The following is an 11902-nucleotide window of genomic DNA, read 5'->3' on the forward strand; positions in this document are numbered from 1 at the left end:
CTTTTGCCGAGCCCACGCCGCACGCCGCTCCCGACGTGCCGGGCGCGCTTGAACGGGTCGGATCTGTGCAGGCGAAAGACCTGGGTAGAGCATGGATGGCACCGGCCCTGACCACTCAAGTGATCGCGCCCGGTGCCACCACCAGCGCCGAAGCGCCCCCGGCAGGATTCGAACCTGCGACCTCGGGATTAGAAGTCCCTCGCTCTCTCCACTGAGCTACGGAGGCTCGGGGTCGGTGCCGCAGCAGTGCGGTCGGCCCCACCGGACACATCGTCCGGGAAGCGCTCACCGTTTCCGTTCCGGGGGTGGAAGAGTGATCAAATTGCCCAGAAGTGGCGCAAATCACGTTAGACGGGCGGTGGAAGCGCGTTCGATCAGTGAAACGGGGAGTCTCACCGGGGCGCTCGGTCTCGCTCCGTCCAGCAGGCTCAGCGCTAGTTCACCCGCCTGGCGGCCCTTCTCCGCCAGGGGTTGACGCACCGTGGTCAGCGGGGGTTCGGCGTGCTCCGCCGCCGGGACGTCGTCGAAGCCGACCACCGACACGTCCTCCGGGACTCGCAGGCCCAGGTCGCGCGCCGCCGTCAGGGCGCCGAACGCCAGCTCGTCCGACGTGCACAGCAGCGCGGTCGGGCGGTCGGGGTGCGACAGCAGTTCCCTGGCGCCCGCCCTGCCCAGGGACCGGTCGCTCAGCGGGCACTCCCACACCGGCGCCTCGCCCAGCACCTCCAGGTAGCCGCGCACCCTCCGCCCGGCCACGCCGGGCGGCGTCGAGCGCAACCTCGCCCGGTCGGCAAGACCTGTCACCCCATCGGGGTGCAGCGCGAACGTCAGCACCGCCACCCGCTCGTGCCCCAGCGCGCGCACGTGCCCGGCCGCCACCCGCGCCCCGCCCTCGTCGTCCACGCCGACCCACGCGACTCCCGGCACCTCCGGCTGGTCCACGACCACCAGTGGCAGGCCGCGGGCCCGTGCCGCCGCCAGGCCCGGCGCGTCCTCCGGCAGCGAGTACGCCACCACGACATCCGCCTGCGCCCGCGCCACGGTCTGCGCGCGCGGCCCCGCGCTCCCGGCCATCAGGACCAGCGAGTGGTCGTGGCCGTCGACCGTCGTGGCCAGGCCGTCGAGCACGATCGACAGCGCCGGGTCCGAGAACGCGGCCGTCAGGCTCTGGCCGAGCAGAAAGCCGACCGCCGCGCTGTGCCTGGTCGCCAAACTCCTGGCCACCGGGTCCGGGCCCGCGTAGCCCAGGCGCGCGGCCTCGGCGAGGATCCGCTCGCGCAGCGCCGCCGACAGCTGGTCCGGCCGGTTGTAGGCGTTCGACACCGTCGCGCGCGACACGCCCACCACACCGGCGACGGTGTCGAGGGTGGGCCTGCGGGGGCGTGCGGTGTCCACGCGCCCAAGACTAGCCGGCCCTTGCTCTTCTGAAGCGCTTCAGTCACCCTGGACCCCGTGCCGACCCAGCGCTTCGCGGTGTTCGCCGCCTTCGCCCTGAACGGGATCGTCTTCGGCTCGTGGGCCGCCAGGGTCCCCGCGCTCGCCGACCGCATCGGCGCCACCGAGGGCTCCCTCGGCCTCGCCCTGCTCGGCGGCAGCATCGGCCTCGCCGCCACCGCCCCGCTCGCCGCCCGCCTGTGCGTCGCCGTCGGCGCGCGCGCCGTCCTGCTCGCCAGCGCCCTGCTCGGCGCCCTGGTCCCGCCCGCGATCGGCCTGGTCGGCTCACCGCTCCAGCTCGGCGCGGTCCTGCTCCTCGTCGGCGCGCTCAACGCCGCGCTGGACGTGTCCATGAACCTGTCCGCCGTCACGGTCATCCGCGCGTCCGGCCGCGCCCTCATGCCCCAGTTCCACGCGGGCTTCAGCGTCGGCGGCCTGATCGGCTCCCTCGGCGCCGCGGCGGCGGCCTCCGCGGACTGGACCCCGCTGCGGCACTTCCTCGTCGCCACCGCCGCGTGCCTGCTCCTGCTGGCCTGGATCGCCCGAGCGGTCCCCGGCGCCGCGCCCGAGCGCGGCCGTCCCGACGACACCGGCGGCTCCCCGCTGCGCCGCCCCGCGCTCTGGCTGCTCGCGGCCGTCGCGCTCTGCTCGGCCATCGCCGAGGGCGCCTCCGCCGACTGGTCCGCCCTGTTCCTGGTCACCGAGCGCGGCGTCGGGGACGGCGCCGCCGCGATCGCCTACGCCGCGTTCTCCACCGCGATGGCCGCCGCCCGCCTGCTCGGCGAACCCGTCCAGCGCCGCCTCGGCCCGCACCGGCTGCTCCAGCTCGGCGCGCTGGTCGCCGCGTCCGGGCTCGCGCTGGCCGTGCTCGTCCCGCTGCCCGCCGCGGGCTTCGGCGGGTTCGCGCTCGCGGGCCTGGGCCTGGCGTTCGCGTTCCCGGTGGTCATGGACCTGGCGGGCGAGGCGGGCAGGCGCGCGGACGGCGGTGGCGGCGAGCGCGAGATCGGCCTGGTGACGACGATCGCCTACACCGGCTTCCTGGCCGGTCCGCCGCTGGTCGGCGGGATCGCCCAGGCGTCCTCGCTGACCACCTCGCTGGGCCTGGTGGCCGCCGTGGTCGCGCTCACCGCGCCGCTGGCGGCGCTGGCCCGCCGCTCCCGCGACCGCGAGGTCACGCGGCGGGGAGCTTCCCCAGCCCGGTCTTGAGCAGCACCAGCATCGTCGCGGTCATCTCCTCGGCGTTCCCGGCGCTCTTGGTGTACCCGAGCAGCAGGCTCTTGTCGCCGCTCACCGCGAGCGTCGCGGTGCACACCATCACCCGGTCGTCCATCTCGCACGACACCCAGGCGGAGTTGCCCTCCACGACCTCCTCGTGGCCGGTGGGCTGCTTGGTCCGGGACTCCGAGTACGGCCGGTACGGCGCGACCACGACGCTGGAGCGGGTCGCCGAGCCGTCGTCGAACATGAACTGGCAGGAGCCGGGGAGCTCGCTGTCCCTCGGGGTGGGCGCGCCGTCGATCGCGCCGACCACCTTCAGGTCCTTCGCGGTGAGCAGCTCGCACGACTTGAGCCCGGCCACCGAGCGCGTCTTGGCGATCTTCGGCGTCGGGCTCGACGCGGCCGACGACCTGGTCGACTGGGTCGGGGAACCGGACGGGGCGCCGGGCGCCGCGACCGGGGCGCCGTTGACGGAGTAGCTGCACCCCGTGACGGTCAGCACAGCCGCCACGAGCGCGAGCCACGATCGGGAGCGTCTCACCCGGCCCAAGGTAGTCGAAGCCGTCCGGCGGTTGCCGGTGCCTTCACCGGTCCGCCTACGCTCGGTGCGTGTCCCCCACCGAGGTCCGCTCCAGCACCCGCCCCGCCCGCACCGGGCTGATCCCCCTGCTGGCCGTCGGCGTCGCGATCGCGGCGCTGCTGGCAGCCGGGCTCGTGGGCGGTCCGGCCGCGGGGCTCGTGGTGGTCAGGGTGGTCACCGAGAGCGCCGCGGTGCTGACGATCGGCTCGCTGCTGCTGGCCGCGTTCCTGGTGCCACCGCAGGAGTCCGGCACGCTCGCCGCCGACGGTTACGCCGCGTTGCGAACCGCCGCGTGGACTTCACTCGTCTGGACGGCGGGTGCGGTGCTGTCGGTGCCCTACACGGTCGCGGACGCGCTCGGGCAGCCGCTGTCCGCGCTGCTCGACCCCTCGGTGCTGTTCGAGGTCGCGGACGTGGTGGAGCAGAGCCGGGCGTGGATGGTGACCGCCGTCATCGTCGTGCTGCTCGCCCTCGGCTGCCGCCTGGTGCTGTCCTGGGGCTGGACCACCGTGCTGTTCTTCGTGTCGGTGTTCGCCCTGGTCCCCGTCGCGGTGACCGGGCACTCCTCGGGCGGCGGCTCGCACGACGTCGCCACCAACAGCCTGCTGTACCACCTGGTCGCCGCCGCGCTGTGGGTCGGCGGGCTGATCGCGCTGCTCGCGCACGGCCGCAGGCGCGGGGCGCACCTGGGCCTGGCCGCGTCCCGGTTCTCCGCGATCGCGCTGGTCTGCTGGATCGTCATGGCGGTCTCCGGCGTGGTCAACGCCTACGTGCGGCTGCCGCTGGACCGGCTGTTCAGCTCCGAGTACGGGCTGCTCGTGCTGGGCAAGACCGCCGCGCTGCTCGCGCTGGGCGTGTTCGGCTACCTCCAGCGCGCCAAGGGCGTCAAGCAGGTCGTGGCCACCGGCTCCGGCCGGGCGCTGGTGCGGCTGGCGGGCGTCGAGGTGCTGCTGATGCTGGCCACGATCGGCCTCGCCGCCGCGCTCAGCCGCACGCCCCCGCCCACCGAGGGCCGCAGCCTGCCGAGCCCGGTGGAGCTGCGCATCGGCTACGACCTGGCGGGCGAGCCGACGCTCTACCGCATCCTGTTCGACTGGCGCTTCGACCTCGTCTACGGCACCGCGTTCCTCGCCGCCGCCGTCGTCTACCTGCTGGGCGCGCGCCGGTTGCGCAAGCGCGGCGACGCCTGGCCGGTGGGCCGCACGGTCGCGTGGGTGCTGGGCTGCCTGACCGTGGTGTTCGCGACCTCGTCGGGCCTCGGCCGCTACTCGCCCGCGATGTTCAGCGTCCACATGCAGGCGCACATGCTGCTGGCGATGCTCGCGCCGATCCTGCTGGTGCTGGGCGCGCCGGTCACGATGGCGCTGCGCGCACTGCCGGTCGCGGGCCGGGGCAACCCGCCGGGGCCGCGCGAGTGGGTGCTGGCGCTGGTGCACTCGCCGGTGGCGAAGGCGCTGACCAACCCGTTCGTGGCGCTGGCGTTCTTCGTCGGGTCGTTCTACGGGCTGTACTTCTCCGGGCTGTACGACGTGGCGCTGGACCACCACTGGGCGCACCTGGCGATGAACGCGCACTTCCTGGTGGCCGGGTACGTCTTCTACTGGCCGGTGATCGGGGTCGACCCCGCGCCGAACAAGCTGCCGCCGCTGGGGAAGCTGGGGCTGCTGTTCGCCTCGATCCCGTTCCACGCGTTCTTCGGCGTGGTGCTGATGAGCGCGCAGTACGTGATCGGCAGCGACTTCTACCGCAAGCTCTCGCTGCCGTGGGTGCCGTCGCTGCTGGAGGACCAGCGGCTCGGTGGCGGCATCGCGTGGGCGGCGGGGGAGCTCCCGCTGCGGGTGGTGATGGTCGCGCTGCTCGCGCAGTGGGCCCGCTCCGACAGCCGGGACGCCAAGCGCGCGGACCGGAAGGCGGACGCGGACGGCGGAGCCGACCTCGCGGCGTACAACGAGATGCTGCGCAGGATGGCGGGGAAGGGCGGGTCGGTGGCCGTGGCCGAGCCGAAGGCCCAGACCGGGACCGAGTCCGGGAACGCCGGACCCGGCGCCGCGAAGCCGGAGCCGGGCGCCGGGGGAGCGGGCGGACCGGGCGAGGGCTGACCCCCGCCCGGCCGCGGCTCAGCCCGCCATCGGCCGCTTGAACCCGCGCTCCGCCGCCCACCACCCGGCGGCGGCCAGCACGGCGGTCGCCACCAGCGCCGACAGCACGCCCTCGGCGGGCTGGGCCAGCGACAGCGACCGGGCCGCGTCCACCGCGTGGGTGAGCGGGTTGACCGAGGCGACCGCCTGCAACCAGCCGGGCAGGTTGCCCACCGGCACGTACGCGCTGGACGCGAACATCAGCGGGAACATCGCCAGGAAGCCCACGGTCTGCATCAGCTCGGTGTTGCGCAGCCAGGCGCCCACGGCCAGGAACACCCAGCCGAGGCCCCACCCGACGGCCAGCGCCAGCAGCAGCGCGGCGCCGACGCCCACGACCCCGCCGGACGGGGAGAAGCCGAACAGCACCACCGCGAACAGCACCATCAGCAGCAGCTGCCCGGTGGTGCGCACCAGGTCGGACAGGCTGCGCGCGACCAGCACCGACCCCGGTCGGATCGGCAGCGAGCGGAACCGGGCCAGCACGCCGTTCTTCATGTCCGACACCAGCCCCACCCCGGCCTGGAGCGCGGACTGCATCGCGGTGTTGACCAGGATCGCGGGCAGCAGGTAGTCGATGTAGTCCACCCCGGCCGGGAAGCCGGGGGTCTGGGCGATGCTGCTGAAGATCTGGCTGAACAGCGCCAGCATCACCAGGGGTTGCAGGACGCTGAAGAGGATCATCCTCGGATCGCTGACCAGGGCGCGCAGCGAGCGCTGGGTCAGCACGAGCACCTGGGTGCCGAAGCCGGTGCCGCGCCAGCGGGTGCGGGCGGCGGCGGTGGGGGGCGCGGCGAGGGTCGTCATGGCGGGGCTCCTTGCGGGGGTGGGGACGGGCTCAGGCCGCGTGCCGGGACAGGGTGAGGTAGACGTCGTCGAGGGTCGGCTCGCCCAGCGCCAGCTCGTCGGCCTCCAGGCCGACCTCGTCCAGCGCGCGGACCACGACCGCCAGCTCGCGCGAGGAGCCCACCGGCGAGGTGAGCGCGTGCTTGGCCGGGTCGGGCACCGGCTGCAGGCCCGCCCGCTCCAGCGCGACGCGCGCCCGCGCCGCCTCGTCCGCGCTGCCCAGGGTGACCGTGACGCTGCGCTGGCCGACCTGCGCCTTCAGCTCGGCGCTGGTGCCGGAGGCCACGACCCGGCCCGAGGCCAGCACGGTGATCGAGTCGGCCAGCCGGTCGGCCTCGTCGAGGTACTGGGTGGTCAGCAGCACCGAGGTGCCGTCGGTGACCAGGTTCTCCACGATGCCCCACAGGTCGAGCCTGCTGGCCGGGTCGAGGCCGGTGGTCGGCTCGTCTAGGAAGATCACGTCGGGGTGGCCGACGAGGCTGGCGGCCAGGTCGAGCCGCCTGCGCATCCCGCCCGAGTAGGTGCGGGCCGCGCGCTTGGCGGCGTCGGTCAGCCCGAAGAGCTCCAGCAGCTCGCCCGCGCGGGCCTTGGCCTCGCGGGGGCTCGCGCCGAGCAGCCGGGCGATGAGGACGAGGTTGTCGGCGCCGGAGAGCTGCTCGTCCACGGCGGCGAACTGGCCGGTCAGGCCGATCAGGCCGCGCACCCGGTGCGCGTCGGAGACCACGTCCAGGCCCGCGACCCTGGCGGTGCCCGAGTCCGGGGGCAGCAGGGTGGTCAGGACGTTGACCAGGGTGGTCTTGCCCGCGCCGTTGTGGCCGAGCAGGCCGAGGACGCTGCCCCTCGGCACGGCGACGCTCACCCCGTCCAGCGCCTTCTGGTCGCCGAACGCCTTGACGACGTCCACCGCTTCGATCATGAGGTCGTGCATCGGGTCCCCCTCAATGCGCCGTGCAGGAAGAGATCAACGAGCTGTTCGGGCGAGGCGTCGGCCCCGGTGGTGGGCGCGCCGGGGCGGGCCCGGTTGGCCATGACCAGGCCGAGCAGGAGCTTCGCGGCGAGCGCGGGCTCGACGGCGAGGCGGTCGGCGTCCGGCTCGAACACGGCGGCTGCCTTGTTGTGCAGCCGCTCGAAGTGCTCGCCGGGGTTCTTGGGCTTGCCGCCGCTCTTGTCGTGCGGGTCGAACCCGCTCTCGCGCAGGACGCCTGCCAGCGACCACATCCGCTCCAGGTAGCTGGAGAGGGCGTTGATCGTCCAGATCGCGCGGTCCCGGAGGTCCGGGAGGCTCGCGGTCCGGTCGAGCAGGTCGATCACCGGTTCGGGGGAGAGCGCCTCGTGGACGCAGGCGTGGATCAGCTCCTGCTTGTCCTTGAACGCCCGGAAGACCGTGCCCTCGGCGATGCCCGCCGCTCGGGCGATCTGGCTGGTGGTGACGTTGGCGCCGTGCAGTTCGAGCAGGGGGAGGGTCGCCTGGACGATGGCGTCCCTGCGCTCCTCCTGGCTCATCGCCGGTGCTCGCCTGCGCTTGGGGGTGGTCTCCTCGGGCATGGGGACACTCTATGAGTGAGCACTCACTCAAGTCAAGGAGTGAGTGCTCACTCATATCAGGCGCATAGCACGGGACGGGTGCGGAACCTGTTGGCTCCCGCCTCGTTGTCCACAGGCGGGCCGGTTGTCCACAGATCGCCTCCGGCCGCTTCCGGCGCAGCTCGACGGGGGTGAAGCTGGACGGGACGAGGTGTCCGGACGGCGTGGAGGTGCGGGGTGGCGGTCAACGAGACGAGGGTGACCCTGGTGGGCACGGTGGCCAGCGAGGTTGCGCTGAGCACGGTCGGCACGGGGTTCAGCCGGGCGGTGTTCCGGATGGTCAGCGTGGAGCGGCGGTTCGACCGGGACCTGGGGCGGTTCGTGGACGGCGACCGGCTGTTCGTGTCGGTGACCTGCTGGCGGGGGCTCGCGGAGAACGTGCGGGCGAGCCTGGGGCGGGGTGACCCGGTGGTGGTGACGGGCAAGCTGAGGCTGCACGAGCTGCGCACCGAGGACGTGCGGCGCACCCACCTGTCGGTGGAGGCGTCCGCGGTGGGGCCGAACCTGCTGTGGTGCACGGCCGAGCCCCGGCGGGGCGGCGGTCCCGATCCGGGTTTCGATCCCGGTTCCGAACCGGTTTCCGGCGTGGCCGGGCGCGGTATTTCAGAGTCGGCGGGTGCAGCGCCTACGCTGCCCGACGTGCTCGCGCCGCGCACCGAGGAGCAGTCGGTCTCCGTCGCGGAGGAGGCCCTCCCGGTGCCCTTCTGAGCCGAACAGCCCAACCGCCGGGATATCGCGCCCCACCGGGGGTCCGAGCGGCGGACAATGTGAAGAAGTTTCCGCAGACGAGCAGCACTGAGGAGGGAGGTCGTGGACGGCGCCGGGTGATGCCCACGTCCAGGTGACAGACCTTGACATTCCGGTAGAACTGCGCAGCTCACGGCGTTCGCAGGTCACGGCTCCGGGTCCGCGGGACCTCGGTGCGCGGTGCCCCCGTACGGGTGATAGCTGTGCGTCCTGGCTCCGGAAGATCGGGTTGTGCGTTGCCGACGACCGAGGTTCTTGCCCGAACGGCTCCGCTCTACGATCGCGGCTATGGCCGAGTTCATCTACACCATGAAGAAGGTGCGCAAAGCGCACGGGGACAAGGTCATCCTCGATGACGTCACCATCATGTTCTACCCCGGTGCGAAGATCGGCCTGGTCGGCCCCAACGGCGCGGGCAAGTCGAGCGTGCTGAAGATCATGGCCGGTCTCGACAAGCCCGGCAACGGCGAGGCCTACCTGTCGCCCGGCTACACCGTCGGCATCCTCCAGCAGGAGCCGCCGCTCAACGAGGAGAAGACCGTCCTGGGCAACGTCCAGGAGGGCCTCGGCGAGATCAAGGTGAAGCTCGACCGCTTCAACGAGATCGCCGAGAAGATGGCCGTCGACTACTCCGACGAGCTGATGGAGGAGATGGGGCAGCTCCAGGAGGAGCTGGACCACGCCAACGCGTGGGACCTCGACTCCCAGCTGGAGCAGGCGATGGACGCCCTGCGCTGCCCGCCGCCGGACGCCGACGTCAAGCTGCTCTCCGGTGGTGAGCGCCGCCGCGTCGCGCTGTGCAAGCTCCTGCTGAGCAAGCCCGACCTGCTGCTGCTCGACGAGCCCACCAACCACCTGGACGCCGAGAGCGTGCTGTGGCTGGAGCAGCACCTCGCGCAGTACGCGGGCGCCGTCCTGGCGGTCACCCACGACCGGTACTTCCTGGACAACCTCTCGCAGTGGATCCTGGAGCTGGAGCGCGGCCGGGCCCACGTCTACGAGGGCAACTACTCCACGTACCTGGAGAAGAAGGCCGAGCGCCTGGCGGTCCAGGGCAAGAAGGACCAGAAGCTCCAGAAGCGCCTCAAGGACGAGCTGGAGTGGGTGCGCTCCGGCGCCAAGGCCCGCCAGGCCAAGTCCAAGGCCCGACTCGGCCGCTACGAGGAGATGGCGATCGAGGCGGAGAAGACGCGCAAGCTCGACTTCGAGGAGATCCAGATCCCGCCGGGCCCGCGCCTGGGCAACATCGTCGTCGAGACCGAGAAGCTCAAGAAGGGCTTCGGCGAGCGGGTGCTGATCGACAACCTGTCGTTCACCCTGCCCCGCAACGGCATCGTCGGCGTCATCGGCCCGAACGGCGTCGGCAAGTCGACCCTGTTCAAGACCATCGTCGGCCTGGAGCAGCCCGACGCGGGCACGGTCAAGGTCGGCGAGACGGTCAAGCTGTCCTACGTCGACCAGAACCGCTCGGGCCTGGACCCGAAGAAGACGGTCTGGGAGACGGTGTCGGGCGGCCTGGACTACATCCACGTCGGCAACGTCGAGATGCCCTCGCGCGCGTACGTCAGCGCGTTCGGCTTCAAGGGGCCGGACCAGCAGAAGCCCACGGGCGTGCTGTCCGGCGGTGAGCGCAACCGGCTCAACCTGGCGCTGACCCTCAAGCTCGGCGGCAACCTGATCCTGCTCGACGAGCCGACGAACGACCTGGACGTCGAGACCCTGGGCTCGCTGGAGAACGCGCTGGAGCAGTTCCCCGGCTGCGCCGTGGTCATCTCGCACGACCGGTGGTTCCTGGACCGCGTCGCCACGCACATCCTCGCGTGGGAGGGCACCGACGAGAACCCCTCGCAGTGGTACTGGTTCGAGGGCAACTTCGAGGGCTACGAGAAGAACAAGGTCGAGCGCATGGGCGCGGAGGCGGCCAGGCCGCACCGCGTCACCTACCGCAAGCTCACGCGGGACTGATCGACGACGGAGCACGCTGGTCCGGTCGGCGCAAGCTCGTGCGGGACTGATCGCTGGTAGGGGAGACGTGGCGGCAAGGGGCGAGGCGGCGAAGGTCGACGTCGAGGTGAGCACCCTCGTGGTGCCCGCCTGGAGGTTGCGCCTGCGCGCGCCGGAGTTGGCGCTGGTGCTGGGTGAGCGCGCGGTCGCTCTCGCCACCGCACGCCGCGACGAGGTCGACCGGTTGCGCGCGGAGGCCATCGTGGTCTTCGCGGGCAACCGGATGGACCGCCAGGTCCGGGTGGCCGACCGGGCCATGGACGCCCTGACGGCGGCCGAGGCCGTCCAGGACCTGGAGACGGCGTGGCGGCTGCGCGTCGAGCTGGCGGGCGGCGCCCGCTCGGTCGGCGCGCCGCTGACCGGGTTCGCGGCGGTCCGGCCGGTGCTGGAGGCGGCGGGCGTCCCGGACGGCCTGCGCGCCTCGGCGCTGGTGCAGGCCACCGAGTGCCTGGTCTCCGTGGGGCGCGGTCCCGCGCTGGCCAGGGCACTGGAGGACGCCGACCGGCTCTACCTGTCCGACGAGTCGCTCGACCACGACGTCACGCTGCTCATGCGGGGCCTGCTGCGGGTCGCCGCGGCGGGCCAGCAGCGCCGCTGGGGCGACTTGGCGGCGGCGACCGCGTCCGCGCGGGAGGGGCTCGGCCTGCTCGACGGGCTGTCCGACCCCACCTCCGACAGCGGCCAGGTCCGGGCGGCGCTGGCGTTGGAGCTGGTGTGCGCGCTCATGGACGCCGGCGAGGCCGGTGAGGCGTCCGAGGTGGGCTCGCCGCTGCTGGAGCAGCCGGTGCGGGCGCCGTCGGCGTCCGCGCTCGGCTGGTTGCGGGTGGCGCTGGCGACCAGGCTGCACCTGCCCGCGGGGCGGGTCGACCAGGCGCGGGAGCTGCTGCGCGACGCCGCCGACAGCGCGCAGCGGCACCAGCTGGACACGCTCCTCGCGGAGAGCACGCTGGCGCTGGCCCACGTGCACGAGGTGTCCGGCGACCTGTCCGAGGCGCTCGTCGACCTGCGCGCGGCCCACGCGGCGGAGCGCAGGCGGGCCCGCGCCGTGTACGCGGTGCGGGCGAGGCTGGCGGCCGAGTTCTCCGGTGTGCACCGCCAGCCGTCCGGCCTGCACGACCAGCTGGCCGCGCTGCTCACCGAGGACGGCCGGGCGCCCGCGCAGCAGGCGGACAGCCAGCTCACCCCGGAGGCCAAGCAGCAGCTCCGCCAGTGGCGCCCCGGCCAGCCGGGTCGTCCCGAGGCGGTCAAGGGCAAGCGGGCGGGCGCGAGGCGCGCCGCCGAGGACATGACGGTGGACGGCCTGTCGGCGGCACGCGCCCACGCGGCCGACCGCTGGCGCCTGGTCTCCCCG

At 73.2% G+C, this 11902-nt stretch carries 9 protein-coding genes, 1 tRNA gene and 1 pseudogene; 5 read left to right on the plus strand and 6 right to left on the minus strand.

Annotation, left to right across the window (positions count from 1 at the left end; genetic code table 11):
• Positions 1–153: 153 nt before the first annotated feature.
• Both ACTUAL_RS17485 and ACTUAL_RS17490 read right to left on the minus strand, forming a co-directional pair.
• Positions 154–226: transfer RNA gene (locus ACTUAL_RS17485), tRNA-Arg, on the minus strand.
• A 116-nt stretch (positions 227–342) separates the two neighbouring features.
• Entirely contained in the window at positions 343–1395 is a 1053-nt protein-coding gene (locus tag ACTUAL_RS17490) for a LacI family DNA-binding transcriptional regulator (protein WP_440901025.1), read from the minus strand.
• A gap of 57 nt (positions 1396–1452) precedes the next feature.
• On the opposite strand from ACTUAL_RS17490, the gene ACTUAL_RS17495 reads away from it, so the two are divergent.
• Positions 1453–2640, plus strand: coding sequence for an MFS transporter (locus tag ACTUAL_RS17495; protein WP_440901026.1), 1188 nt, complete (start codon positions 1453–1455; stop codon positions 2638–2640).
• Here the strand turns inward: ACTUAL_RS17495 and ACTUAL_RS17500 are convergent.
• Positions 2606–3193 (minus strand): DUF3558 family protein, encoded by a 588-nt coding sequence (locus ACTUAL_RS17500; RefSeq protein WP_157767521.1) that lies wholly within the window; start codon positions 3191–3193, stop codon positions 2606–2608. The two genes, ACTUAL_RS17495 and ACTUAL_RS17500, sit on opposite strands and share 35 nt — an antisense overlap.
• A 68-nt stretch (positions 3194–3261) precedes the next feature.
• On the opposite strand from ACTUAL_RS17500, the gene ACTUAL_RS17505 reads away from it, so the two are divergent.
• A complete protein-coding gene (locus tag ACTUAL_RS17505) occupies positions 3262–5331 on the plus strand; it encodes a cytochrome c oxidase assembly protein (RefSeq protein WP_440901027.1) in 2070 nt (689 codons plus the stop codon).
• Positions 5332–5349: 18 nt separating this feature from the next.
• Here ACTUAL_RS17505 and ACTUAL_RS17510 read toward each other — a convergent pair whose 3' ends face one another.
• Genes ACTUAL_RS17510 through ACTUAL_RS17520 form a run of 3 tightly spaced genes read right to left on the minus strand, consistent with a single transcriptional unit; the run spans position 5350 to position 7761 of the window.
• Positions 5350–6177, minus strand: coding sequence for an ABC transporter permease (locus ACTUAL_RS17510; RefSeq protein ID WP_440901028.1), 828 nt, complete (start codon positions 6175–6177; stop codon positions 5350–5352).
• A 31-nt stretch (positions 6178–6208) separates the two neighbouring features.
• The gene (locus ACTUAL_RS17515) at positions 6209–7144 is read right to left on the minus strand and encodes an ATP-binding cassette domain-containing protein (protein WP_096491806.1); all 936 of its coding nucleotides are present in this window, start codon (positions 7142–7144) and stop codon (positions 6209–6211) included.
• Complete coding sequence (locus tag ACTUAL_RS17520) at positions 7129–7761, minus strand: TetR/AcrR family transcriptional regulator (protein ID WP_096491807.1); 633 nt, start codon at positions 7759–7761, stop codon at positions 7129–7131. The genes ACTUAL_RS17515 and ACTUAL_RS17520 overlap by 16 nt, the downstream gene beginning before the upstream one ends.
• 216 nt (positions 7762–7977) lie before the next feature.
• Between ACTUAL_RS17520 and ACTUAL_RS17525 the strand changes: the two genes are divergently transcribed.
• The 3 genes and pseudogenes from ACTUAL_RS17525 to ACTUAL_RS17535 all read left to right on the plus strand — a co-directional run.
• On the plus strand, positions 7978–8508 hold the full coding sequence (locus ACTUAL_RS17525) for a single-stranded DNA-binding protein (RefSeq protein WP_440901029.1): 531 nt from the start codon (positions 7978–7980) through the stop codon (positions 8506–8508).
• A gap of 327 nt (positions 8509–8835) precedes the next feature.
• A complete protein-coding gene (gene ettA / locus ACTUAL_RS17530) occupies positions 8836–10512 on the plus strand; it encodes an energy-dependent translational throttle protein EttA (RefSeq protein WP_096491809.1) in 1677 nt (558 codons plus the stop codon).
• Positions 10513–10579: 67 nt separating this feature from the next.
• Positions 10580–11902, plus strand: a pseudogene (locus ACTUAL_RS17535) (hypothetical protein); the annotation flags it as partial.

The sequence above is a fragment of the Actinosynnema sp. genome (genome assembly GCF_052038725.1).